This is a genomic window from Streptomyces sp. NPDC003247, assembly GCF_042888135.1.
GTDB lineage: Bacteria > Actinomycetota > Actinomycetes > Streptomycetales > Streptomycetaceae > Streptomyces.
Genome location: NZ_JBIAPF010000017.1, coordinates 127,487 through 149,580 on the forward strand (window position 1 = coordinate 127,487; position 22,094 = coordinate 149,580).

Annotated in this window: 24 protein-coding genes, 1 tRNA gene, 1 pseudogene and 1 riboswitch; of the genes and pseudogenes, 18 read left to right on the forward strand and 8 right to left on the reverse strand. The window is 70.8% G+C overall.

Going from position 1 to position 22,094, the window contains the following annotated elements; translation table 11 throughout:
- Positions 1 to 10: 10 nt before the first annotated feature.
- The 6 genes from ACFYWQ_RS38805 (at position 11) to ACFYWQ_RS38830 (ending at position 4,621) form a co-directional block, all read left to right on the forward strand.
- Complete coding sequence (locus tag ACFYWQ_RS38805) at positions 11 to 613, forward strand: DUF2017 domain-containing protein (RefSeq protein ID WP_389523971.1); 603 nt, start codon at positions 11 to 13, stop codon at positions 611 to 613.
- Between the two features lie 385 nt (positions 614 to 998).
- Positions 999 to 2,432 carry an amino acid permease gene (locus ACFYWQ_RS38810; RefSeq protein WP_389523974.1) on the forward strand — a complete coding sequence of 478 codons (1,434 nt, stop codon included), beginning with the start codon at positions 999 to 1,001 and terminating at the stop codon, positions 2,430 to 2,432.
- A gap of 144 nt (positions 2,433 to 2,576) precedes the next feature.
- Positions 2,577 to 2,999 carry a Mov34/MPN/PAD-1 family protein gene (locus ACFYWQ_RS38815; protein WP_389523976.1) on the forward strand — a complete coding sequence of 141 codons (423 nt, stop codon included), beginning with the start codon at positions 2,577 to 2,579 and terminating at the stop codon, positions 2,997 to 2,999.
- A 167-nt stretch (positions 3,000 to 3,166) separates the two neighbouring features.
- Positions 3,167 to 3,262, forward strand: a complete 96-nt coding sequence (locus ACFYWQ_RS38820; protein ID WP_389523977.1) for a putative leader peptide — start codon at positions 3,167 to 3,169, stop codon at positions 3,260 to 3,262.
- 112 nt (positions 3,263 to 3,374) lie between these two features.
- Complete coding sequence (locus ACFYWQ_RS38825) at positions 3,375 to 3,653, forward strand: MoaD/ThiS family protein (RefSeq protein WP_389523980.1); 279 nt, start codon at positions 3,375 to 3,377, stop codon at positions 3,651 to 3,653.
- A 17-nt stretch (positions 3,654 to 3,670) separates the two neighbouring features.
- A complete protein-coding gene (locus ACFYWQ_RS38830; RefSeq protein WP_389523983.1) occupies positions 3,671 to 4,621 on the forward strand; it encodes a PLP-dependent cysteine synthase family protein in 951 nt (316 codons plus the stop codon).
- A 13-nt stretch (positions 4,622 to 4,634) separates the two neighbouring features.
- On the opposite strand, the gene ACFYWQ_RS38835 is transcribed toward ACFYWQ_RS38830, so the two are convergent.
- Positions 4,635 to 5,114 (reverse strand): type II toxin-antitoxin system PemK/MazF family toxin, encoded by a 480-nt coding sequence (locus ACFYWQ_RS38835; protein ID WP_389523986.1) that lies wholly within the window; start codon positions 5,112 to 5,114, stop codon positions 4,635 to 4,637.
- Positions 5,115 to 5,372: 258 nt separating this feature from the next.
- On the opposite strand from ACFYWQ_RS38835, the gene ACFYWQ_RS38840 reads away from it, so the two are divergent.
- The gene (locus ACFYWQ_RS38840) at positions 5,373 to 6,125 is read left to right on the forward strand and encodes an MBL fold metallo-hydrolase (protein ID WP_389523989.1); all 753 of its coding nucleotides are present in this window, start codon (positions 5,373 to 5,375) and stop codon (positions 6,123 to 6,125) included.
- Positions 6,126 to 6,221: 96 nt separating this feature from the next.
- On the opposite strand, the gene ACFYWQ_RS38845 is transcribed toward ACFYWQ_RS38840, so the two are convergent.
- Positions 6,222 to 7,475, reverse strand: a complete 1,254-nt coding sequence (locus ACFYWQ_RS38845) for a PTS transporter subunit EIIC (RefSeq protein WP_389523992.1) — start codon at positions 7,473 to 7,475, stop codon at positions 6,222 to 6,224.
- Positions 7,476 to 7,621: 146 nt separating this feature from the next.
- A complete protein-coding gene (locus tag ACFYWQ_RS38850; protein ID WP_389523995.1) occupies positions 7,622 to 8,923 on the reverse strand; it encodes a PTS transporter subunit EIIC in 1,302 nt (433 codons plus the stop codon).
- A 161-nt stretch (positions 8,924 to 9,084) separates the two neighbouring features.
- Between ACFYWQ_RS38850 and ACFYWQ_RS38855 the strand changes: the two genes are divergently transcribed.
- The 4 genes from ACFYWQ_RS38855 to rdgB all read left to right on the forward strand — a co-directional run bounded on the left by ACFYWQ_RS38855 (position 9,085) and on the right by rdgB (position 11,338).
- Positions 9,085 to 9,330, forward strand: a complete 246-nt coding sequence (locus tag ACFYWQ_RS38855; protein ID WP_389523998.1) for a glucose PTS transporter subunit EIIB — start codon at positions 9,085 to 9,087, stop codon at positions 9,328 to 9,330.
- 75 nt (positions 9,331 to 9,405) lie between these two features.
- Positions 9,406 to 10,143, forward strand: coding sequence for a ribonuclease PH (gene rph, locus ACFYWQ_RS38860; protein ID WP_389524000.1), 738 nt, complete (start codon positions 9,406 to 9,408; stop codon positions 10,141 to 10,143).
- A gap of 147 nt (positions 10,144 to 10,290) precedes the next feature.
- Entirely contained in the window at positions 10,291 to 10,692 is a 402-nt protein-coding gene (locus ACFYWQ_RS38865) for a hypothetical protein (protein ID WP_389524003.1), read from the forward strand.
- A 43-nt stretch (positions 10,693 to 10,735) separates the two neighbouring features.
- Complete coding sequence (gene rdgB, locus ACFYWQ_RS38870; protein ID WP_389524006.1) at positions 10,736 to 11,338, forward strand: RdgB/HAM1 family non-canonical purine NTP pyrophosphatase; 603 nt, start codon at positions 10,736 to 10,738, stop codon at positions 11,336 to 11,338.
- A gap of 54 nt (positions 11,339 to 11,392) precedes the next feature.
- Here rdgB and ACFYWQ_RS38875 read toward each other — a convergent pair.
- The 3 genes from ACFYWQ_RS38875 to bcp form a co-directional block, all read right to left on the reverse strand.
- Positions 11,393 to 11,476, reverse strand: a tRNA-Leu gene (locus tag ACFYWQ_RS38875).
- Positions 11,476 to 12,510 (reverse strand): HNH endonuclease, encoded by a 1,035-nt coding sequence (locus ACFYWQ_RS38880; RefSeq protein ID WP_389524008.1) that lies wholly within the window; start codon positions 12,508 to 12,510, stop codon positions 11,476 to 11,478. Before ACFYWQ_RS38880 ends, ACFYWQ_RS38875 begins: the two co-directional genes overlap by 1 nt.
- A gap of 141 nt (positions 12,511 to 12,651) precedes the next feature.
- A complete protein-coding gene (gene bcp, locus ACFYWQ_RS38885) occupies positions 12,652 to 13,119 on the reverse strand; it encodes a thioredoxin-dependent thiol peroxidase (RefSeq protein WP_389524011.1) in 468 nt (155 codons plus the stop codon).
- 100 nt (positions 13,120 to 13,219) lie between these two features.
- On the opposite strand from bcp, the gene ACFYWQ_RS38890 reads away from it, so the two are divergent.
- From ACFYWQ_RS38890 to ACFYWQ_RS38900, 3 genes are all read left to right on the forward strand, one after another.
- The gene (locus ACFYWQ_RS38890; RefSeq protein WP_385062311.1) at positions 13,220 to 13,549 is read left to right on the forward strand and encodes a DUF3618 domain-containing protein; all 330 of its coding nucleotides are present in this window, start codon (positions 13,220 to 13,222) and stop codon (positions 13,547 to 13,549) included.
- Positions 13,550 to 13,647: 98 nt separating this feature from the next.
- Positions 13,648 to 13,950 carry a GroES family chaperonin gene (locus ACFYWQ_RS38895; RefSeq protein WP_385062591.1) on the forward strand — a complete coding sequence of 101 codons (303 nt, stop codon included), beginning with the start codon at positions 13,648 to 13,650 and terminating at the stop codon, positions 13,948 to 13,950.
- 74 nt (positions 13,951 to 14,024) lie between these two features.
- Positions 14,025 to 14,094, forward strand: a riboswitch (guanidine-III (ykkC-III) riboswitch).
- A gap of 35 nt (positions 14,095 to 14,129) precedes the next feature.
- Positions 14,130 to 14,450: a DMT family transporter gene (locus ACFYWQ_RS38900; RefSeq protein WP_389524014.1), complete on the forward strand. Its 321-nt coding sequence runs from the start codon at positions 14,130 to 14,132 to the stop codon at positions 14,448 to 14,450.
- On the opposite strand, the gene ACFYWQ_RS38905 is transcribed toward ACFYWQ_RS38900, so the two are convergent.
- The gene (locus tag ACFYWQ_RS38905; protein ID WP_389524016.1) at positions 14,444 to 16,864 is read right to left on the reverse strand and encodes a transglycosylase domain-containing protein; all 2,421 of its coding nucleotides are present in this window, start codon (positions 16,862 to 16,864) and stop codon (positions 14,444 to 14,446) included. The genes ACFYWQ_RS38900 and ACFYWQ_RS38905 overlap by 7 nt on opposite strands.
- 213 nt (positions 16,865 to 17,077) lie before the next feature.
- Between ACFYWQ_RS38905 and ACFYWQ_RS38910 the strand changes: the two genes are divergently transcribed.
- The 4 genes and pseudogenes from ACFYWQ_RS38910 to ACFYWQ_RS38925 all read left to right on the forward strand — a co-directional run bounded on the left by ACFYWQ_RS38910 (position 17,078) and on the right by ACFYWQ_RS38925 (position 20,454).
- The gene (locus ACFYWQ_RS38910) at positions 17,078 to 17,878 is read left to right on the forward strand and encodes an ABC transporter permease (RefSeq protein WP_389524018.1); all 801 of its coding nucleotides are present in this window, start codon (positions 17,078 to 17,080) and stop codon (positions 17,876 to 17,878) included.
- 175 nt (positions 17,879 to 18,053) lie between these two features.
- Positions 18,054 to 18,818: an ABC transporter permease gene (locus tag ACFYWQ_RS38915; protein ID WP_389524077.1), complete on the forward strand. Its 765-nt coding sequence runs from the start codon at positions 18,054 to 18,056 to the stop codon at positions 18,816 to 18,818.
- A gap of 12 nt (positions 18,819 to 18,830) precedes the next feature.
- Positions 18,831 to 19,706 (forward strand): annotated as a pseudogene (locus ACFYWQ_RS38920) (ATP-binding cassette domain-containing protein); the annotation flags it as partial.
- Between the two features lie 10 nt (positions 19,707 to 19,716).
- Positions 19,717 to 20,454, forward strand: coding sequence for a DUF1707 domain-containing protein (locus tag ACFYWQ_RS38925; RefSeq protein WP_389524021.1), 738 nt, complete (start codon positions 19,717 to 19,719; stop codon positions 20,452 to 20,454).
- A gap of 199 nt (positions 20,455 to 20,653) precedes the next feature.
- On the opposite strand, the gene ACFYWQ_RS38930 is transcribed toward ACFYWQ_RS38925, so the two are convergent.
- A complete protein-coding gene (locus tag ACFYWQ_RS38930) occupies positions 20,654 to 22,051 on the reverse strand; it encodes a GDSL-type esterase/lipase family protein (RefSeq protein WP_389524024.1) in 1,398 nt (465 codons plus the stop codon).
- Positions 22,052 to 22,094: the final 43 nt, after the last annotated feature.

Genomic DNA, 22,094 nt, shown 5'->3' on the forward strand with positions numbered 1-22,094 from the left:
CACCCCACTGATGCCAGGACACTTCGAACCGCTCTCCGGCGGCGGCGCGGCCGTCGCGCTCGACGACGTCGAGATCTCCATCATCCGGTCGCTGGCCGTGCAGCTCCTGGAGCTGATCGGCCCCGGCCCCGCCGAGGACGCGTCCGGCGACCCGCTCGCCCGACTCTTCGCCGAGGGCCCGAGCGAACCGCCCGCCGACCCGGTGCTCAGGCGGCTCTTCCCCGACGCCTACACCGACCCCGAGGCGGCCCCGGGACCCCGGGAGGCGGAGGAACGGCGGTCGCGTTCCGCCGAGTTCCGCCGGTACACCGAGAACGACCTCAGGGCCGGCAAGCGCGAGAACGCCCTGGCCGTGGTGCGCTCCCTGGACGCGCTGTCGGTCGAGGCGGAGGGCGCGGCGGTGCTGAAGCTGTCGCCCGGCGAGTCCCGGCAGTGGCTCGGTGCCCTCAACGACCTGCGCCTGGCGATCGGGTCCCGGCTGGAGATCACCGACGACGAGGACACCGACCTCCTCTACCGGCTGCCGGACGACGACGCGCGCAAGCCGATGGTGATGGCGTACCTGTGGCTGGGCGGGCTCCAGGAGACGCTCGTGACCACGCTGATGCCGTGATCGCCAGGGTTTCGTCCTGACGCGTGACGATTTCGTCCTGATGTGTGACGATTCCGTGTTCGCTCAGCGGACGCTCAAATCCGGATAACGATCGCGTCACCACGGTGATGCGCTTTGCCCCTTCCGGGTGCTGTTTGTCCGCTTCTTCCTGTGTCCTGCGCCATATGTCGTACGGGCGATCACTGATGCGGCCGTGATAAATCTTCACGACCGCCCGGCGAACACCACCCGAATGTTCGGCCGGGTGCGCCACCGAGCCGGCGGATCGCCGGCCAGGCACGAGCGGGCCCGCGAGGCCCGCTCAGCTCCATCATTCCGGGGGGATCGAGATCCGATCCGAGGCCGACGAAGGTCCGGTTCGGCATGGAGAAAGGCGCACCACCACATGACCTCCGCTCAGGTCGACACGGACAAGGCCCCGAAAGAGTCGGACGAGGGGTACGAGCGCGGCCTCGGCAGTCGCCAGGTCCAGATGATCGCCATCGGCGGCGCCATCGGCGTCGGCCTCTTCCTGGGAGCCGGGGCGAACATCGCCAAGGCGGGCCCCAGCCTGATCGTCATGTACGCCCTCGCCGGTGTGATCATCTTCTTCATCATGCGGGCGCTCGGCGAGCTGCTGCTCTACCGCCCGGTCTCGGGCTCGTTCGCGGAGTACTCCCGTGAGTTCCTCGGCCCGTTCTTCGGCTACTTCACCGGCTGGACGTACTGGCTGATGTGGGTCGTCACCGGCATGGCCGAGCTGACGGCCGCCGCGATCTACGTCAACTTCTGGTTCCCGGCCATCCCCCAGTGGGTGACCGCCCTGGTCTTCCTGGTGATCCTCTTCGGGGTCAACCTGATCTCCGTGAAGCTCTTCGGCGAGCTGGAGTTCTGGTTCTCGATGGTCAAGGTCACCGCCCTGATCGGCATGATCGTCATCGGCCTCGGTGTCCTCACCTTCGGCTTCAGCTCCGCCGGTGACACCGCCGCCGTCTCCAACCTGTGGGCCTTCGACGGCTTCTTCCCCAAGGGCATCGGCTCGTCCCTGATGACCCTCCAGGGCGTCATGTTCGCCTACCTCGCCGTCGAGCTGGTCGGTGTCACGGCCGGCGAGTCCGAGAACCCGGAGAAGACCCTCCCCAAGGCGATCAACACGCTCCCGTGGCGCATCGCCCTCTTCTACGTCGGCGCCCTCACCGTCATCCTGTGCGTGGTCAAGTGGACCGAGTTCGCGCCGGGCGTCAGCCCCTTCGTCGCCGCCTTCGCCAAGATCGGCATCCCGGCCGGCGCCGGCATCGTCAACTTCGTCGTGCTGACCGCCGCCCTCTCCTCCTGCAACTCCGGCATGTACTCCACCGGCCGCATGCTGCGGAACCTGGCCGACAGCGGCGAGGCCCCGGCGGCGTTCCAGCGGCTGTCCGCCTCCAAGACCCCCGCCTTCGGCATCACGGTCTCGGTCCTCTTCATGGGCATCGGCGTCGTCCTCAACTACGTCGTCCCGGAGAAGGCGTTCGGCTACGTCACCTCCGTCGCCACCGCCGCCGGCATCTGGACCTGGCTGATGATCCTGATCAGCCACGTCCTCTACCGCCGCGGGGTCGACGCGGGCCGGCTGCCCGCCTCCTCCTTCCCGGCGCCGGGCGGCGCGGTGTGCTCCTACATCGCCATCGCGTTCCTGCTCTTCGTCACCGGCCTGATCGCCTACGACGCCGACTCCCGCGTCTGCCTCTACGTGATGGCCGGCTGGGCCGCCGCCCTCGCCGCCGGCTGGGCCGTGCTGAAGTCCCGCAACCCCGAGGTCACCGGACGCCGCGAGGCGGCCCCGGAGAAGGTGGGCTGACCGCCACCACGGGACGCCCGGCCGGAGGGGACACACGCCGACCCGTGCGGTGCCCCCTCCGCCCGCCGCCCAGCACGTCCGCCATGTGGGCCGCCCCGTACCGCCCCTCGGTACGGGGCGGCCCCTCTGCTTATCCTGACGACCATGCTGACCATCACCCAGGACCTCGTCGACCGGATCGTCGCGCACGCGCGCAAGGACCACCCCGACGAGGCGTGCGGCGTCGTCGCCGGCCCGGCGGGCTCGGACCGCCCCGAGCGCTTCATCCCGATGCTCAACGCGGCCATGTCACCCACGTTCTACGAGTTCGACTCCGGTGACCTGCTGAAGCTCTACCGCGAGATGGACGACCGCGACGAGGAACCGGTGGTCGTCTACCACTCCCACACGGCGACCGAGGCCTACCCCTCCCGCACCGACATCTCCTACGCCAACGAGCCCGGCGCCCACTACGTCCTCGTCTCCACCGCCGACACCGACGGCGCCGGCGAGTTCCAGTTCCGCTCCTTCCGCATCGTCGAGGGCGAGGTCACCGAGGAGGAGGTCCGCGTCGTCGAGGCGTACTGACGCCCGTCGCGCGGACGCCATGCGTACGGAGGGCGCGTGCCGACGGCGGGTCCGCGCGGTGCGCGCCGCACCCGCCCCAACAGGGCGGTCTCACTTTCCGGCCGGATTCCGTCCACCATGTGGAATCACCCTCGGGAAGCCGGAGGGGGAATCGATACGATGAGCCCATGGTTTCCCACGACGTGAGCAACAGGACGCCGGGCACGCTGCTCGTGGCGCGGCTGCACGTCGACCTGTGCAGGCTCGCCAGCGCCATCTGTTGACGCTTTCCCCTGCCGCCGCACGGCTCGTGAGCCGCGGCGCGACGCACGACCACTCCGTACTGCGCAGCCGCGCGCCTACCGACCTGACCACTCCCGACAGGAGCCCTGAGCCATGGCCATCGAGGTCCGCATCCCGACCATCCTCCGCCAGTACACCGACGGTCAGAAGGCGGTGGAGGGCAGCGGTGACACCCTCGCCGACCTGTTCACCGACCTCGAGACCCGGCACGCGGGCATCCAGGCCCGCATCGTGGACGACGGCCAGCTGCGCCGCTTCGTCAACGTCTACCTGAACGACGAGGACGTCCGTTTCGTCGACGGCATCAACACCAAGCTCACCGACGGCGACACCGTGACCATCCTGCCGGCCGTGGCCGGCGGCATGGCCTGACGGGCCGCTGACCACTCATGCGTTACGACTCCCCGTTGGCCGCGGTGGGCAACACCCCCCTGGTGCGCCTGCCGCGGCTGTCGCCGTCCGCCGACGTCAGCATCTGGGCCAAGCTGGAGGACCGCAATCCCACCGGCTCGGTCAAGGACCGTCCCGCCCTGCACATGATCGAGCAGGCGGAGAAGGACGGCCGGCTGACACCCGGCTGCACCATCCTCGAACCGACCAGCGGCAACACCGGCATCTCCCTCGCCATGGCGGCCAAGCTCAAGGGCTACCGCATGGTCTGCGTGATGCCCGAGAACACCTCGCAGGAACGCCGCGACCTGCTCGGCATGTGGGGCGCGGAGATCATCTCCTCCCCGGCCGCCGGCGGCTCCAACACCGCCGTGCGGGTCGCCAAGGAGCTGTCCGCCGAGCACCCCGACTGGGTGATGCTCTACCAGTACGGCAACCCGGACAACGCGGGCGCCCACTACGCGACGACGGGCCCGGAGATCCTCGCCGACCTCCCCTCCGTCACGCACTTCGTGGCCGGCCTCGGCACCACCGGCACCCTCATGGGCGTCGGCCGCTACCTGCGCGAGCACAAGCCGGACGTCAGGATCGTGGCCGCCGAGCCGCGCTACGACGACCTGGTCTACGGCCTGCGCAACCTCGACGAGGGCTTCGTCCCCGAGCTGTACGACGCCTCCGTCCTCACCACCCGCTTCTCGGTCGGCTCGGCGGACGCGGTCACCCGCACCCGCGAGCTGCTCCAGCAGGAGGGCATCTTCGCGGGCGTCTCCACCGGCGCCGCGCTGCACGCCGCGATCGGCGTCGGCAGGAAGGCCGTGCAGGCCGGCGAGAGCGCCGACATCGTGTTCGTCGTGGCCGACGGCGGCTGGAAGTACCTCTCCACCGGCGTCTACACCGCGGCCACCACGGAAGAGGCCATCGAGACGCTCCAGGGCCAGCTCTGGGCGTGAGCCGCCGCGGGCCTCACGTCGTCAGGTGACGGACCTGGTCCCACAGGACCGGGTCCACCACACCCACCCGGCGGCGGAAGTCCCGCACCCTGACCTGGCGCAGCTCGTCCGTCTCCAGGAAGCTCGGACGCCCGCGCGCGTCCCCGACGGAACCCGGCGGCAGCGGGATCACCCCCGCCCGCTCGTCACGGTACCGGCTGGTGATCTTCGCGACCGTCACCCGGTCGCCGCGCACCACCAGCACCAGACAGGGCCGGTCCTTAGCGCCCGGCCCCTCCTCGTACGGCACGTTCGCCCACCAGATCTCCGCCGGCTGCGGCCGCCCCGCCGCACCCCGGCCGCGCCCCGCCGGGCCGCGGCCCCGCGCCGGCCGCCCCGGGGGCCGGGACCTCCGCCCCGCCGGCCGCCGGCGGTGTCCCCAGCCGTCGACGAGCGTGGCGACGAGCGCCAGCAGTACCACCGCCGCGAGCGCCAGCCACCAGGACGTGTCCATGGACACGACGTTACCGGCGTATGTACGACCGTGCGCGCCCTCTCGTGCGCCCCATACGCCCCGCGTCCAGCCGAACCGGTGACACCACAGGTGAGTTCGCCCACAACGGCCCCTGGCGGAGGAGCGACCGGACGTTTTGCGCCTTACGCTCGACGAACCGCACGACCCCCGTCGCCCCTGCCCCGACCGTTCGTTCGTTCCACGATCTTTCCCGGTGTTCCGTCTTCTTCGGTTCCCGCCAGCGGAGGTTTCTGCTCTATGAAGCTCACCGTCGTCGGCTGCTCGGGGTCGTTCCCGTCCGTGGAATCGGCCTGCTCGAGCTACCTCGTCGAGGCCGACGGCTTCAGGCTGCTTCTCGACATGGGCAACGGCGCCCTGGGCGAGTTGCAGCGCCACTGCGGTCTCTACGACCTCGACGCGATCTTCCTGAGTCATCTGCACGCCGACCACTGCATCGACATGTGCGCGTACTTCGTGGCGCGCTACTACCGCCACGACGGCGGACGCTGCGACCCCCTCCCGGTCTACGGACCCGAGGGCACCGAGCACCGCCTCACCACGGCCTACGCCGACACCCCCTCGGCCTCCTCCATGAGCGAGGTCTTCGACTTCCACACGGTCAAGCCCTCCACGTTCGACATCGGCCCCTTCACGGTCCACACCGAACGGGTGGCCCACCCCGTGGAGGCGTACGGCATCCGCCTCGAGCACGGCGGCCGGGCCCTGACCTACTCCGGTGACACCGGCGTCAGCCCGGCCCTCGACGAACTCGCCCGCGACAGCGACCTGTTCCTGTGCGAGGCCGCCTTCACGCACGGCAAGGAGAACATCCCCGACCTGCACCTCAACGGCCGTGAGGCCGGCGAGTCGGCGGCCCGCGCGGGTGCCCGCCGCCTGCTCCTCACCCACATCCCGCCGTGGACCGACCCGCAGATCAACCTCGCGGACGCGCGGGCGGTGTTCGACGGACCGGTGGAGCTGGCCGTGCCCCGGATGTCGTACCAGGTCTGACCCCCCGGGCCGACTCCTCGCCGCGCCCCCGGAACACGACGAAGGCCCCGGAGCCAAGTTCAGGGCTCCGGGGCCTTCGCGCGCGTCAGGACCCGCTCACGCCTTCGTGAGGTCCTCGACCTCCTCCTCGGGCTCCCGGCCCGGGGTGGTGAGGTCGAACCGGATGATCGCGAAGCGGAACACCACGTAGTAGACGGCCGCGAAGACCAGGCCGATGGGGATGATCAACCAGGGCTTGGTGGCGAGGTTCCAGTTCAGGGCGTAGTCGATCAGACCCGCCGAGAAGTTGAAGCCGGCATGGACGCCGAGGGCCCAGGTGACGGCCATGGAGACCGCGGTCAGCAGGGCGTGGATCACGTACAGCAGCGGCGCGATGAACATGAAGGAGAACTCGATCGGCTCCGTCACGCCCGTGACGAACGAGGTCAGCGCCAGCGAGACCATCATGCCCGTCACGGCCTTGCGGCGCTCGGGCCGGGCGGTGTGCGCGATGGCGAGCGCGGCGGCCGGCAGACCGAACATCATGATCGGGAAGAAGCCGGACTGGAACATGCCGGCGGAGGGGTCGCCGTTCAGGTAGCGCGTGATGTCGCCGTGCACGACGTCGCCGGCCGCGTTGGTGAAGTCACCGATCTGGAACCAGGCGACGGTGTTCACGAACTGGTGCATGCCGATCGGGATCAGCGCCCGGTTGATCGCGCCGAAGATGCCCGCGCCCGCGGCGCCGAGCCCGGTCATCCACTCGCCGAAGTCGGTGATGACCCCGCCGATCGGCTCCCAGACCAGCCCGAAGAAGACACCGACCACGAGCCCGACGAAGGCCATGACGATCGGCACCAGCCGGCGGCCGTTGAAGAAGCCGAGCCAGTCGACGAGCCGGGTGCGGTAGAAGCGCTGCCAGAGCACCGCCGACAGCAGACCCATGACGATGCCGCCGAGCACACCCGGGTTGTTGTACGTGGCGGCTATGTCCTGGCCCGCCTGGATCTTGCCCTCGGTGACCGGGAAGGCCTGGAGGACCCTGCTGTAGACGAGGAAGCCGACGAGCGCGGCGAGGGCGGTGGAGCCGTCCGACTTCTTGGCGAAGCCGATGGCGACGCCGATGCAGAAGAGCAGCGGGAGGTTGCCGAGGATGGCGTCGCCGGCCTCGGCGAACACCGTGGCGACCTTGCCCCAGCCGAGACCGTCCTTGCCGAACACGTCATCGGCGCCGAGCCGCACCATGATGCCCGCGGCGGGCAGGACCGCGACGGGCAGCTGGAGGCTGCGGCCGACCTTCTGCAGGCCCTGGAACAGGCCGGATCCCCACTTCTTCGTGGGGGCCGCCGTTGGCGCGGTGGCGGTGCTCATAGACTTCCTCCATCGGGACATGGTCTACACCACCCAGTGGTGTAGACCATGTTGTAGCACGATGAAGGCGAGATGAGGAACCCGTCGAGAACGCGAGCGAAACGCCGCCCTCAGCGCCCTGACAGACCCCTCTCAGCACCCCTTTGTCAGGCCTTGGTGACGTCCTCGTGCTCCTCCTCCGGCTCACGCCCCGGCGTCTTCAGATCGAACCTCGTGATCGCGAAACGGAAGATCACGTAATAGAGGAGCGCGAAGCACAGGCCGATCGGAACGATCGCCCACGGCCTGGTCGCCAGGTTCCAGTTGATGACGTAGTCGATGAGCCCGGCGGAGAAACTGAACCCGTCGTGCACCCCCAGCGCCCAGGTCACCGCCATCGACACACCCGTCAGCACCGCGTGGATCACATACAGCGCCGGCGCCACGAACAGGAACGAGTACTCCAGCGGCTCGGTGATGCCGGTGACGAACGACGTCAGCGCCACCGACAGCATCAGACCGCCCACCTCCTTGCGGCGCTCGGGACGGGCGCAGTGGGTGATGGCCAGGGCCGCCGCCGGCAGCGCGAACATCATGATCGGGAAGAAGCCCGAGGTGAACTGACCCGCGTCCGGGTCACCCGCCAGGAACATGTTGATGTCACCGTGCACCACCGTCCCGTCCGGCTTGGTGTAGCTCCCGAACTGGAACCAGAGGGGCACGTTCAGGAACTGGTGCAGCCCGACCACCAGCAGCGCACGGTTCGCCAGACCGAAGACACCGGCACCCCAGGAGCCCGCGTCGCTCAGCCAGTCGCTGAAGCTCTCCAGCCCGGCACCGATCGGCGGCCAGATCCACAGGCACAACGCGGCGAACACGATCGCCACGAACGCCATGATGATCGGCACCAGCCGGCGCCCGTTGAAGAAGCCGAGCCAGTCCACCAGCCGCGTCCGGTGGAAACGCTGCCAGAACCAGGCCGCCGCCAGACCCATCACGATGCCGCCGAACACACCCGGATTCTGATAGGTGAACGCCGTCACCGTCCCCTCGGCCGCCTCCTGGCAGCCGATGCCCGGCACGGCCCTCGCCCCGCCCGGACACTCCTCCGGGAACTGCCGCAGCACGTTGTAGTAGACGAGGAACCCCGCCACCGCCGCGAGCGCGGTCGAGCCGTCGGACTTCTTCGCCATGCCGATGGCCACCCCCACGCAGAACAGCAGGGGCAGCCCGAGCTGGCCGTCGAGCAGGGCGCCGCCCGCGCCCGCCATCACCTTCGAGACGTCCGTCCAGCCCAGGCCCTCGTCGCCGAACACGTCCGGCTGCCCCAGCCGGTTGAGGATGCCGGCGGCCGGCAGCACCGCGATCGGCAGCTGCAGACTCCGCCCCATCTTCTGCAACCCCTGGAACAGCGCGTTCCAGCGGGCGCGCGCGGGACGGACCCCGCTGTCGGCGCTCTCGGCACTCATGGTTTGGCGACCGCCTGTCAGGTGGTGTAGACCAGCTGTGGACCGTTTCGCTGCTGTGCCGTCATCCTCAGGGACATACAGCGCAATCGCTCGCGAAACTGGGCCGACTGTGGGTTACTGCGACAAAGCTGATCGCATCAGGGAATTCAGGGAGACCACACATGGCCAGCAAGCTCACCGGCAAGGCCGAGAAGATCGTCGCCGGACTCGGTGGCATCGACAACATCGAGGAGATCGAAGGCTGCATCACCCGCCTGCGCACCGAGGTGTCCGACCCCTCGCTGGTCGACGAGGCCGCCCTGAAGGCCGCCGGCGCCCACGGCGTCGTCAAGATGGGCACCGCCGTCCAGGTCGTCATCGGCACCGACGCCGACCCCATCGCCGCGGAGATCGAAGACATGATGTGAGCCGCCCCCACCCGTCCGAGGGGGCCCTCCCACCACGGCAAGGGCCCCTCCACCGGTACGGCTAGGCTCAGCGGCATGTCTCGCATCGACGGCCGCACCCCCGAACAGCTCCGCCCCGTCACCCTCGAACGCGGCTGGAGCAAGCACGCCGAGGGCTCCGTCCTCGTCTCCTTCGGCGACACCAAGGTCTTCTGCACCGCCTCCGTCACCGAAGGCGTCCCCCGCTGGCGCAAGGGCAGCGGCGAAGGCTGGGTCACCGCCGAGTACTCCATGCTGCCCCGCTCCACCAACACCCGCGGCGACCGCGAGGCCGTCAAGGGCCGGATCGGCGGCCGCACCCACGAGATCTCCCGCCTCATCGGCCGTTCCCTGCGCGCCGTCGTCGACTACAAGGCACTCGGCGAGAACACGATCGTCCTCGACTGCGACGTCCTCCAGGCCGACGGCGGCACCCGCACCGCCGCCATCACCGGCGCCTACGTCGCCCTCGCCGACGCCGTCGCCTGGGCCCAGCGCAAGAAGCTGGTCAAGGCCGGCCGCCGGCCCCTCACCGGCACCGTCTCCGCCGTCTCGGTCGGCATCGTCGGCGGCGTCCCCCTCCTCGACCTCTGCTACGAGGAAGACGTCCGCGCCGAGACCGACATGAACGTCGTCTGCACCGGCGACGGCCGCTTCGTCGAGGTCCAGGGCACCGCCGAGGCCGAGCCGTTCGCCCGCGACGAACTCAACTCCCTGCTCGACCTCGCCGTTTCCGGCTGCGCGGAACTCACTGTCCTCCAGCGCACCGCCCTTGATACCGTCCTCGAAAAGTAAAGGACACACCAAGACGGGCGGCCGGGACGAGCAACCGGGCCGCCCGCCCTCGCGTCCCTACCGGTACGGGCGTACGGCTCACCGCCGTACGCCCGGCCAGTCAGCACGCGGGGGCCCTTGGGGCTGAGCAAGGGGAGGACCACCACCATGGCCGAGAGCCGACGCCGCCGTCGCCGTACCGCCGTCGCCGCCGCGATAGCGGCCGCCGCGCTGACGGCCGTCACCGTCACCGGCTGCGACGCCGTCAACAAGGCACTCGACTGCGTCGAGACCGCCGACGCCGTCGCCGACGCCGTCACCGACCTCCAGCAGGCCGTGGACAGCGCGGCCGACGACCCCACCCAGACCCAGGAGGCCGTCGACGCCATAGGCGACAGCCTGAACAAGATCGACAGCGAAACGGGCGACGCCGACCTCGACCAGGCCACCGAGGACCTCCGACGCGCCCTGACCGAGGTCACCACCGCCATCGAGAACGGCGACGAGACCCCCGACATCAGCGGCGTCACCGACGCGGCCGGCGAACTGACGAAGGTCTGCACCTCGTAGACCGCACCGCGGGCTCTCCGGCCGGGGCTGGATACTGAACGGCATGACCCGCCTGATCCTCGCCACCCGCAACGCCGGAAAGATCACCGAACTCAGGTCGATCCTCGCCGACGCAGGCCTGCCCCACGACCTCGTCGGCGCGGACGCCTACCCCGACGTCCCCGACGTCAAGGAGACCGGCGTCACCTTCGCCGAGAACGCCCTGCTCAAGGCCCACGCCCTCGCCCAGGCCACCGGCCTGCCCGCCGTCGCCGACGACTCCGGCCTCTGCGTCGACGTCCTGAACGGCGCCCCCGGCATCTTCTCCGCCCGCTGGGCGGGCCGCCACGGCGACGACCAGGCCAACCTCGACCTCCTGCTCGCCCAGCTCGCCGACATCGCCGACGAACACCGCGGCGCCCACTTCGCCTGCGCGGCGGCGCTCGCCCTGCCCGACGGCACGGAGCGCGTGGTGGAGGGACAGCTGAGGGGCGTCCTGCGCCACACCCCCGCCGGCACCCACGGCTTCGGCTACGACCCGATCCTCCAGCCGGACGGCGAGACCCGCACCTGCGCGGAACTGACCCCCGCGGAGAAGAACGCGATCAGCCACCGGGGGAAGGCGTTCCGCGAGCTGGTGCCGGTGGTGCGGGAGCTGTTGGGCTGACCCGCACAAGGAAACGGCCTGCGCATCGTTCCTTCGATTCGCAGGCCGTTCATGTGCGGCGGAAGGGATTCGAACCCTCAAGCCCGATCAAGGGCCACAGATCCTAAGTCTGCTGTGTCACCATTGCACCACCGCCGCTAGCCGTCTGTCATGGTACCGGCACTTGCTTGCCGCCAGTTGCCTCCCCTGCACCATGTGCTCGTGACCGCGTGGCAGTTGGGGCACAGATAGCGGAGGTTCTCCCGGCGGTTGTCCCGCCAGTTCCCGTTGACATGGTCGATCTGCAAGGTGACCGGGCGTCCGCGCCACTCGCCGGGGTTGCCGCACTCCGCACATGCGTAGGGCGTCCCGATCTCGGTCAGGGCTCGGTGGAGGCGGGCCCTGTTCGTCCGTCCGGCTTGCTCCGGCAGGACCACCAGCACTCGATGCGCGGTCGGCGGAGGAGCAGCGGGCTCTGGCCGCCCCCAGGCTCGGCGCTTGAAGTGGCTGGTGTCGAGGCCGAGGCGGGAGACGGCACGTCGTACGCGCCGGTGATTGATGTCGTTCACCTCCATGCCGAGACCGCGCATGACGTCGGCATAGCTGGTGGAGTCCGGTACCAGACTCCGCAGCAGGTCCTCCGGAACGGCCGCGCGCCGGTGGGAGAAGTGGTCGATGTCGATGTTGTGGGTCGTCAGCATCCGGCTCAGTGCCGCGCGTGACCGGCTGTCGTCGGGTACGCCCAGTGCGCGCGCCACGCCACGCACGCTCGTGGCTGTGGTCGCGGCGGCGCGGAGTTCTTCCGGCGTGAAGGGCAGGTCCGTTTCGCTGCGATCGATGCAAGGGAAGTGGCTGACATCGATGCCCGCCGCGGCAATGCGGCGTCGGATGTGGGACAGCGTTCCTGTCGCCGGGGTGGCTCCCAGCTTCAGGGCAACTTCCCGCAGCGAGGACGATGAGACGGCGGCTTCCGCGATGGCGGCGTCGGGATACTTGCGCCACGGGCTGCGCTGGACGAAGTGGCTGGTGTCCAGCCCGTGGCGCACGACGTACTCCTGCAGCACCCGCCGTTGGCCGCCGCTGGACTTGAGGCCGAGCCGCCGCATCAGATCGGCCCAGTTACGCGCCTCGACGACCTCCGGTGCCAGCCGTTCCCTGCTGTACGCGTCCGATCGTCGCGGTGTGCTCTGCACGTTCCCGCCCCCTCCGTTCTCGGCCACCCGTTCGTGGCTCGCACGGAATAACGAGCCGCTCGCCCGACAGTCACGCCCGAAACGGGAAGCGGCCCGCCCCGGAGCACTCCGAGGCGGGCCGTTCGGCGAGGGGGAGGGGGGTCAGATCCCCAGGTCCTTGATGATCTTGGCTACGTGGCCCGTCGCGCGGACGTTGTACAGGGCGCGTTCGACCTTGCCGTCCTCGTCCACGACGATCGTCGAGCGGATGACGCCCAGGTACGTCTTGCCGTAGTTCTTCTTCTCGCCGTAGGCGCCGTAGGCGTCGAGGACCTTCTTGTCGGGGTCGGCGAGCAGGGTGACCTTGAGGGATTCCTGCTCGCGGAACTTGCCGAGTTTGTCGGGGCTGTCGGGGGAGATGCCGATGACGTCGTACCCGGCGCCGGTCAGCAGCTCCAGGTTGTCGGTGAAGTCGCAGGCCTGCTTCGTGCAGCCGGGGGTCAGGGCCGCCGGGTAGAAGTACACGATGACCTTGCGGCCCTTGTGGTCCGACAGGGACACCTCGTTGCCGTCGGCGTCGGGGAGGGTGAAGGCGGGGGCCACGTCCCCGGGCTGGAGTCGCTCGCTCATCGGACCAGCGTAACCGGGGGTCCTGGCGGTGCGGGCGCACGTGGAGCTGACAGACTGTCCAGAGCAGCAACAGGCATCGGCTGACTTCGGAGGCCCTACCGTGGCGGACACGTCGGACACCAGAACCCCGGCGCAGATCGAGGCGGACATCAGGCGCCGCCGTGAAGTGCTGGCCGAGACGCTCGACGAGATCGGGGTGCGGGTGCATCCGAAGACGATCGTCGGGGACGCCAAGGCCAAGGTCGTCGCCAATGTCGACCACACGCTCGGGAGGGCCTACGTCCAGGTCAACCGGGTGGTGAGCGATGTGAAGGCGCAGTTCGTGGACGAGGGGGGCGCGCCCCGGCTGGAGCGGGTGGTGCCGGTCGCCCTCGTGGTCGTCGGGCTCGTGGGGCTGCTGGCGCTGGGCCCCCGGCGTCGGAAGCGCTGACCCGGGCGAGTCCCGGTGCGGCCGAGGCAGGTAGGTTCAAAGGCGTGAGCGGTAACAGAGACGTGCACAGCAGTCACCACGACAAGCTTCCCATCCGGATGCTCCACGACCGCGTCCTCGTGCGGCAGGACGCCGGCGAGGGCGAGCGGCGCTCCGGTGGCGGGATCCTGATCCCCGCCACGGCGGCCGTCGGCCGTCGGCTGGCGTGGGCCGAGGTCGTCGCGGTGGGGCAGAACGTGCGGACGGTGGAGACGGGTGACCGGGTCCTGTTCGATCCGGAGGACCGGGCGGAGGTGGAGGTGCGGGGTGTCGCGTACGTGCTGATGCGCGAGCGCGATCTGCACGCCGTGGCCGCGGACCGGTTCGAGGGGGCCGAGGACTCGACGGGGCTGTACCTGTAGTGGGTCTGTACCTGTAGATCGAAGGCAGTAGACGGGGAGGGGCTGGTGACCGTGGTCACCAGCCCCTCCCCGTTGTCGTTTGCTAGGTTGGGCGGGAGCCCGACGAGACGCGCCGTACCGGGATGGACGCAAAGACGACGCACCCCAGTGAAGAAGTGCTCGTCCGCGGAGGTGTCCCCATGGCCTGGGTCCTGCTCGTCGTCGCCGGTCTGCTCGAGGTCGGCTGGTCGGTCGGCATGAAGTACTCCGACGGTTTCACCCGGCTCGTGCCCAGTGTGCTCACCGGCGCCGGGATCGTCGCCAGCATGCTCCTGCTGTCGTACGCCGCCAGGTCGCTGCCCATCGGTACCGCCTACGGCGTGTGGGTCGGGATCGGTGCGGCCGGGGCGGCGGTGCTCGGCATGGTGGTGCTGGGGGAGCCGGTCACCGCCGCCCGTGTCTTCTTCGTGTGTCTGCTGCTGGTCGCCGTCGTGGGGCTGAAGGCGACCTCAGGTCACTGACCGAGCGGGCGGCGGGCGGCGAGCTGCGGTCCGGTGCCGCCGTCGGAGGTTCCGCCGGTGCCGCCGTCGGTGGTGGAGCCGTCGGTCGTCGTCCCGCCGTCCGTGGTGTCCCCCGTGGTGGAGCCGGTGGTGGTGGAGCCCGTGCTGGTCGAGCCGGTGGTGGTGGAGCCGGTCGTGCCGCCGGTCGTGGTCGAGCCGGTGGTCGTGCCGCCGCCGGTGGTGGTGGAGCCGGTGGTGCCGCCGCTCGTGGTGGAGCCGTCGGTCTGGCTCTCCGTCCGGCCGGGGGTCTGGGTGTCCTGGCCGCCGGTGGTCGCCTGGTTCTCGTCCTGGACGCCGGTGGAGTCGTCCTGCGAGGCCTCGGAGGACGGCAGGGCGGTCTCCGCGGAGCCCTCCTGGAGCTGGAGGTCGAAGTCGGTGGCCGGGGTGCCCTTCAGGGCCTCCTTGGTGAACTGGGCCCAGATCTGCGTGGGGGCGCCGCCGCCGTTGACACGGGCCAGGCCCATCGCGCCGTAGAGCGACTTGTGGGCGGCGGTGACCGGGTCCTGGCCCATGACGGAGATGACGGTGGCCAGGTCGGGGGTGTAGCCGGCGAACCAGGCGGCGGTGTCCTCCTCGGCGGTGCCGGTCTTGCCGGCGGCCGGGCGGCCCGCGGCCTGGGCGGCGGTCGCGGTGCCGTTCTGGACGACGCTGCGCAGGATCGAGGTGGTGGTGTCGGCGGCCTCGCGGCTGACGGCCTGCGTGGACTTCCGCGCGGGCAGCTCGATGACGTCCGAGCCGTCCTTGGTGACCTTCTCGATCAGGGTGTAGGTGCCGTGCTTGCCGTGGTTGGCGAGGGTCGCGTACGCCTCGGCCATGTCCAGGACGCTCGCGGTGGCCACGCCGAGCGCGATGGACGGGTACGGCTGGAGCTCGGGGGTGTCGGTGGGCAGGCCGAGGCCGATCGCGGTCTGCTTGACCTCGTCGGGGCCGACGTCTACGGCCATCTGCGCGTACACGGAGTTGACGGACTTGTCGGTGGCCTCGCGCACGGTGATGTCGCCGTAGGAGACGTCGTCCTCGTTGGCCGGGTCGTAGCTGCTGCTCCAGCCCTGGACGGCGCGCTTGTTGGTGCCGTCGTAGACGGTGTTGGGGGTGATGGTGCGGCCGTCCTGGGTGACGGAGCCGTTGTCGACGGCCGAGGTGAAGACGAACGGCTTGAAGGTGGAGCCGACCTGGAAGTCCTGGCGGGTGGCGTTGTTGGTGTACTGCTTGACGTAGTCGATGCCGCCGTACATGGCGAGGACCTTGCCGGTCTTCGGGTCGACGGCGGCGCCGCCGGCGCGGACGTAGGTGTCGACCGTGCGGTCCTTGTCGAGCTTGGCCATCAGCTGGTCGTCGACGGCGTCGACGAGGGCGTCCTGCTTCTTCTTCTCCAGGGTGGTGGTGATGCGGTAGCCGCCGGCGTCGAGCTGGTCCTCGTCGACGACCTTGTTCTGGATCAGGTAGTCCTTGATGGCGCGGACGATGTAGCCGCGCTGGCCGGACATGCCGGTGTCGGTGCCGCTGGTCTCCTTGGGCGTGGGGAACTTCATCCCGGTGCGCTCGGACCGGCTCAGCCAGCCCTTGGTGACCATGCCGTCGAGGACGTAGTTCCAGCGGGCCTCGGCGGCGCTCTTGTTCTCCGGGTGGGCGATGACGTCGTACTCGCTGGGCGCGTTGAGCAGGGCGGCGAGGTAGGCGCCCTGGCCGGCGGTGAGGTCGGCGGCGTCGATGCCGTAGTAGGCCTGGGCGGCGGCCTGCATGCCGTAGGCGTTGCGGCCGAAGTAGCTGGTGTTGAGGTAGCCCTCGAGGATGTCGGCCTTGGACTGGGTGCGGTCCAGCTTGATCGAGATGAAGAACTCCTTCACCTTGCGGGTGACGGTCTGTTCCTGCGCGAGGTAGTAGTTCTTGACGTACTGCTGGGTGATGGTGGAGCCGGACTGCTTGCCCTTGCCCAGGGCGGTGTTCCAGCCGGCGCGGATCATCGCCTTGGGGTCGACGGCGGACTCGGTGTAGAAGTCGCGGTCCTCGGCGGCCAGGACGGAGTGCTGGGCGGCCTTGGAGATCTGGGAGAGGCTGACGTTCTCCCGGTTGACCTCGCCGTCGCGGGCGATCTCGGTGCCGTCCGCGTAGAGGTAGAGGTTGCTCTGCTTGGTGGCGAGCGCGTTGGCCGGCGGGATCTTGACCGTGGAGTAGCCGTAGTAGAACAGGCCGCCGACGGCCAGGACGGCGAGGACGAAGGCGCCGAGCACCATCTTCCAGGTCGGCAGGAGGCGGCGCCAGCCGGTGCGCTTGGGCCGCTTGGGCTTCTTGCCGGCCGCCGGTTCGGCCCCCTCGGGCTCTGTGGATGCCGCCCAGCCCTCGGTCGGCTGTTTCGGCTGCGGCTCGTCGCTCATGTGTTGCTCGGACTCCTGTGTCGCGCGGTACGTTCCCGTACACCTCGTACGCCTTCTGCGCCCCCTGTCGAAGACTCTCGCACCACGCGTTCCGTTCCCGGCAATCGGCGCGCGTCGCGTCACATGGCGGGCCCGTAAAACGCGTGGCGTGCCGCGGTGCGGTCGCCTAGGCTCCTGCGCTTCGGTGTCCATGAGTGTGGGAGGACGGTTGCCGTGGGTTCGGCGCGGTTGTACGCGGCCGTCGCAGCAGGGGGCTTCCGAAGGTACGCGACCTATCGGGCGGCCACGGCCGCGGGGGTGTTCACCAACACCGTGTTCGGTCTGATCCTCGCCTGCACCTACCTGGCGTTGTGGGACGAGCGGCCCCATCTCGGGGGCTACGACCAGGCGCAGGCGGTGACGTACGTGTGGGTGGGGCAGGCGCTGTTCGCGACGCTGGCGCTCCAGGGCGGCGGTTTCGAGGCCGAGCTGATGGAGCGGATCCGCACGGGCGCGGTGGCGATCGACCTGTACCGGCCGGCCGACCTGCAACTGTGGTGGTTCGCCACCGACGTGGGGCGTTCGCTGTTCCAGCTGCTGGGGCGGGGGGTGATCCCGTTCGCCGTCGGGATGTTGGTGTTCCCGACGGCCGTGCCCGGCGACCCGCTGGTGTGGCTGCGGTTCCTGGTGGCGGTGCTGCTGGCGATGGTGGTCAGCTTCGCGATCCGGTTCCTGGTGGCGCTGAGCGGGTTCTGGCTGCTGGACGGCACGGGCGCGTTGCAGATGCTGATGGTCGCCGGGATGTTCTGCACGGGCATGGCGCTGCCGCTGAACGCCTTTCCCGAGCCGCTGGGCGACATCGTGCGGGCGCTGCCGTGGTCGGCGATGCTCCAGCTGCCGGCGGACGTCCTGCTGGGGGAGGCCGGCGCGCCGGCCGCGTACCTCTTCCAGGCGGTGTGGGCGGTGGTGCTGCTGACGGCGGGGCGGCTGATGCAGGGAGCGGCGACGCGGCGGGTGGTGGTGCAGGGTGGGTGAGGCCGGCCGGGTGGCGGAGGAGGGTGGCTGGGTGCCGGTGGAGGGCGGCCGGGTGGCGGAGGACGGCCGCCCGTCGACGGGGAGCGGCCGGGTGCCGGTGCCGGCACCGGTGCCGGCACCGGTGCCGGCCGGCCGGGTGGCGGAGGGGCTGCGCGCCTACCGGCTGATCGCCGGGATGTGGATCCGTTCGACGCTGGCCTACCGGCTGTCGTTCGCGATGACCGTGCTGGCCGGGCTGCTGGTGACGGGCCTGGACTTCGTCGCGATCCTGCTCATGTTCTCCCAGGTCGACGTGCTCGGCGGCTACACGCTGCCCGAGGTGGCCTTCCTGTACGGCCTGTCCGCGACGTCGTTCGGGCTGGCGGACCTGGTGCTGGGCTCGGCGGGCCGGCTGGGTTCGCGGGTGCGGGACGGCACGCTCGACACGCTGCTGCTGCGGCCCGCGCCGGTGCTCGCGCAGGTGGCCGCGGACCGGTTCGCGCTGCGCCGGGTCTCCCGGATCGCGCAGGGGTCGTTGGTGCTGGGTTACGCGCTGGTGGCGGTGGACGTCGACTGGACCGCGGCCCGGGTGCTGCTGCTGCCGGTGACGGTGGTCAGCGGTGCGGCGATCTTCGGCGCGGTGCTGGTGGCGGGTGCCGCGTTCCAGTTCGTGACGCAGGACGCGTCGGAGGCGCAGAGCGCGTTCACGTACGGCGGACAGACGATGTTGCAGTACCCGCCGACGGTGTTCGGCAAGGAGCTGGTGCGCGGGGTGACGTTCGTGTTCCCGCTGGCGTTCGTCAACTGGGTGCCGGCCGCGTACGTGCTGGGGCGGCCCTATCCGCTGGGGCTGCCGCAGTGGGCGGCGTTCGCTCCGCCGCTGGTGGCGGTGGGGTGCTGTGCGCTGTCCGGGCTGGCCTGGCGGGCGGGGCTGCGGTCGTATCGGAGTACGGGGAGTTAGTGGTGGACGCGTTTCACCGTGGCGCGCGGCGAGATGGTCGGCTACATCGGGCCGAACGGTGCCGGGAAGTCGACGACGATCAAGATGCTGACGGGCATCCTCACACCGAGCGGTGGCCGGCTGCGGGTCGCGGGCATCGACCCGGCCCGGGAGCGGACGCGGCTGGCGCACCGGATAGGGGTGGTGTTCGGGCAGCGTACGACGCTGTGGTGGGACCTTCCGCTGATCGACTCCTACCGGCTGATGCACCGCATGTACCGCATCCCCGACGCCCGTTACCGGGAGGGCCTGGACCGGCTGGTCGGCCTGCTCGACCTGTCGGCCCTGCTGGACGTGCCGGTGCGGCAGCTGTCGCTGGGGCAGCGGATGCGGGGTGACATCGCGGCCGCGCTGCTGCACGACCCCGAGGTGCTGTACCTCGACGAGCCGACGATCGGCCTCGACGTCGTCTCCAAGGCGCGGGTGCGGGAGTTCCTGCGCGAGCTGAACGCCGAGCGCGGCACCACGGTCCTGCTCACCACGCACGACCTCCAGGACATCGAGCAGCTCTGCTCCCGGGTGATGGTCATCGACCACGGGCGGATGATGTACGACGGTCCGCTCGCGGGTCTGCACGAGGCGGGCGAGAGCGAGCGGACGCTGGTGGTGGACCTGGAGCGGGAGCTGCCGCCGATCGAGGCGGGTCCCGCCGCGCGGGTGGTGCGGGTGGAGGGGCCGCGGCAGTGGCTGGCCTTCCCGGCGTCGGCGTCGGCGGCGCCGCTGGTGGCGCGGATCGCGGCGGAGTACCCGCTGGTGGACCTGTCGGTGCGGGAGCCGGACATCGAGGCGGTCATCGCCCGGATGTACGCCGGGCGGGAGAGCGTGGTCCCGGGCGCCGGGAACTCGTAGGCTGCCGTCCATGACCGATGACGCGGTTCCGGACCTCCGTGCCTCCGACGCCGATCGCGAGCGGGTCGCCGAGGTGCTGCGGGACGCCCTCGCCGAGGGCCGGCTGGACATGGCGGAGTTCGAGGAGCGGCTGGACGCGACGTACCGGGCGCGGACGTACGGCGAGCTGGCGCCGCTCACCCGGGATCTGCCGGCCCCCGGGGTCACCCCGCCGTCGCCCGAGGTGTCGCTGCGCAAGGGGGCTCGGGCGGACGGTGGCTGGGCCGGGCGGATCGTGGGCGGTCAGGGGTCGTCGACGGCGGCCGTGGCCGTGATGTCGGGCTTCCAGCGCAGGGGGCGCTGGACGGTGCCCCGGCGTTTCACCGGCTTCGCGTTCTGGGGCGGCGGGGTGATCGACCTGCGGGAGGCGGACTTCGCCGCCGGGGAGGTCGTGATCAACTGCGTCGCGATCATGGGCGGGATGAGCGTCGTCGTGCCGCCGGGCGTGGACGTCGTGGTGCGGGGCCACGGCTTCATGGGCGGCTTCGACCAAGGGGGGACGGGCGCTGTGGACGACCCCGGGGCGCCGCGCGTGGTGGTGACCGGCTTCGCGTTCTGGGGCGGGGTCGGCGTCGAACGCAAGCGGACGCGTGAGGAGCGGCGCCGGGAGCGGCCGGCACGCGGCGAGGCCGGACGGGAACTGCCCGGCAGGGCGGAGGGCGAGGGCGGGGGCGGGGGCGGGGAGGGCCGGCGGCACTGGGGGCACTGAACGGGCCCGCTGGTGCGGGCGGTCCCGTGGGCTGGTGGTCCCGTGGGCTTGTGGTTCCCGCGGGCTGGTGGTCCCGTGGGCGGGCGGGTGCCGGTCACAGCCGTGTCGGTGTCGGTCATAGCCGTGTCGGTGTCGGTCACAGCCGTGTCGGTGTCGGTCACAGCCGTGTCGGTGCCGGTCACAGCCGTGTCGGTGCCGGTCATAGCCGTGCCGGGGCTGCCCCCTCCAGTTGCTCCGGCTCGATGAGCTCCGCCATCCTCCGGTACCCCTTGTCGCTGGGGTGGAGGCTGTCGCCCGAGTCGTAGTCGGCGCGCAGCCGGCGCGGGTCGTACGGGTCGCGCAGGGCCTCGTCGACGTCGACGAGCTCGTCGAAGACCGAGCCCGAGCGGAGCGTGGCGTTGATCTCGCGCCGTACGCCCTCGCGGGCGTCGGTGTAGCCGCGGTGGCCGCGGAACGGCAGGAGGGTGGTGCCGACGACCTTGACGCCGCGGGCGTGGGCGCGCTCGACGAGGGTGCGCAGGCCGTCGACGACGGCGCCGGGGTCGGCGAGGGAGCGGTTGCGCAGGATGTCGTTGACGCCGAGGTCGACGACGACGACCCGGACGTTCGGGCGGCCGAGGACGTCCCGTTCGAAGCGTTCGAGTCCGCTGGGGTTGTCCGCGGTGGGGAGGTCCCCGTCCGGGCGGGGCCGGGAGCGGGGGACGCCCTGTCCGTCGGCGAGGACCTGGTTGCCGCTGATGCCCGCGTTGACGACGCCGTAGCGGGGCGCGTCCTCGCCGGCGGCGACGGCGGCCCGCAGCCGGTCGGAGAGCACGTCGGGCCAGCGGCGGTTGGCGCCCGGCGTGGAGGTGACGCCGTCGGTGATGGAGTCGCCGAAGGCGACGACGGTGCCGTCGGCCTCGTCGCTGAGGACGTCCAGGGCGGTGAGGTAGCGCCAGGAGGTGCTCCGCCCGGTGTACGGGCCGCCCGTCACGTCCGCTGTGTGCTCGCCGTCGGCGACGTAACTGGTCTGCCGGGCGTGCCGGTGGTGGGTGACCGGCCCGGCGGAGGTGGGGGTGTAGGTGCTGACCAGGACGTCGGAGTCGGCGGGGACGGCGAGCGTGACGGCGTCGCTGACGGTCTGCCCGCCGGCGGGTACGACGACCGTGGGCGCGCCGCCGAAGGTGAGCCGGCGCAGGGTGCCGGCGGTCGCGGCCGGGCCGTCGTCGTCGGCCGCGACGGCGAGGGTGGCGGCGGTGACGGTCAGCGGCCGGGTGCCGTACAGGTTGGACAGGGTGATGCGGGCGCCGGTCCCGCCGACGCTGGTGTGGACGACGTTGCGCACCGTGCGCCCCGCGGTGCCGTCCGTCCCGGTGAGCGGTTCGCCGCCGACGGGGGCGGCGGCCCAGGTGCCGACCCAGACGCCGGCCGAGACGGGGGCGGCCCGGCCCGGGGCCGGGCGGGGTGCGGCGGCGGTGTCGTCGAGGGGGCCGTCCCCGGCGTCGACGCCGACGTATATGGCCGCCGAGAGAGCCGTGACCACGGCGGCCATCGCGGACAGCTCGGCGCGGTGTCTCGTGCGGGACATGGCCACGCCCCCGTCGTGATGCCTGGTCATGCGGGTGTGGTTCTCCTCGTGCGAGGGAGCGGCGGGGCTCCGA

Coding starts and splice junctions, on each gene's coding strand:
- ACFYWQ_RS38805 (WP_389523971.1), top strand. CDS start 11: ATGCCAGGACACTTCGAACCGCTCTCCGGCGGCGGCGCGGCCGTCGCG.
- ACFYWQ_RS38810 (WP_389523974.1), top strand. CDS start 999: ATGACCTCCGCTCAGGTCGACACGGACAAGGCCCCGAAAGAGTCGGAC.
- ACFYWQ_RS38815 (WP_389523976.1), top strand. CDS start 2,577: ATGCTGACCATCACCCAGGACCTCGTCGACCGGATCGTCGCGCACGCG.
- ACFYWQ_RS38820 (WP_389523977.1), top strand. CDS start 3,167: ATGGTTTCCCACGACGTGAGCAACAGGACGCCGGGCACGCTGCTCGTG.
- ACFYWQ_RS38825 (WP_389523980.1), top strand. CDS start 3,375: ATGGCCATCGAGGTCCGCATCCCGACCATCCTCCGCCAGTACACCGAC.
- ACFYWQ_RS38830 (WP_389523983.1), top strand. CDS start 3,671: ATGCGTTACGACTCCCCGTTGGCCGCGGTGGGCAACACCCCCCTGGTG.
- ACFYWQ_RS38835 (WP_389523986.1), bottom strand. CDS start 5,114: ATGGACACGTCCTGGTGGCTGGCGCTCGCGGCGGTGGTACTGCTGGCG.
- ACFYWQ_RS38840 (WP_389523989.1), top strand. CDS start 5,373: ATGAAGCTCACCGTCGTCGGCTGCTCGGGGTCGTTCCCGTCCGTGGAA.
- ACFYWQ_RS38845 (WP_389523992.1), bottom strand. CDS start 7,475: ATGAGCACCGCCACCGCGCCAACGGCGGCCCCCACGAAGAAGTGGGGA.
- ACFYWQ_RS38850 (WP_389523995.1), bottom strand. CDS start 8,923: ATGAGTGCCGAGAGCGCCGACAGCGGGGTCCGTCCCGCGCGCGCCCGC.
- ACFYWQ_RS38855 (WP_389523998.1), top strand. CDS start 9,085: ATGGCCAGCAAGCTCACCGGCAAGGCCGAGAAGATCGTCGCCGGACTC.
- rph (WP_389524000.1), top strand. CDS start 9,406: ATGTCTCGCATCGACGGCCGCACCCCCGAACAGCTCCGCCCCGTCACC.
- ACFYWQ_RS38865 (WP_389524003.1), top strand. CDS start 10,291: ATGGCCGAGAGCCGACGCCGCCGTCGCCGTACCGCCGTCGCCGCCGCG.
- rdgB (WP_389524006.1), top strand. CDS start 10,736: ATGACCCGCCTGATCCTCGCCACCCGCAACGCCGGAAAGATCACCGAA.
- bcp (WP_389524011.1), bottom strand. CDS start 13,119: ATGAGCGAGCGACTCCAGCCCGGGGACGTGGCCCCCGCCTTCACCCTC.
- ACFYWQ_RS38895 (WP_385062591.1), top strand. CDS start 13,648: ATGCTCCACGACCGCGTCCTCGTGCGGCAGGACGCCGGCGAGGGCGAG.
- ACFYWQ_RS38900 (WP_389524014.1), top strand. CDS start 14,130: ATGGCCTGGGTCCTGCTCGTCGTCGCCGGTCTGCTCGAGGTCGGCTGG.
- ACFYWQ_RS38905 (WP_389524016.1), bottom strand. CDS start 16,864: ATGAGCGACGAGCCGCAGCCGAAACAGCCGACCGAGGGCTGGGCGGCA.
- ACFYWQ_RS38915 (WP_389524077.1), top strand. CDS start 18,054: ATGTGGATCCGTTCGACGCTGGCCTACCGGCTGTCGTTCGCGATGACC.
- ACFYWQ_RS38925 (WP_389524021.1), top strand. CDS start 19,717: ATGACCGATGACGCGGTTCCGGACCTCCGTGCCTCCGACGCCGATCGC.
- ACFYWQ_RS38930 (WP_389524024.1), bottom strand. CDS start 22,051: ATGACCAGGCATCACGACGGGGGCGTGGCCATGTCCCGCACGAGACAC.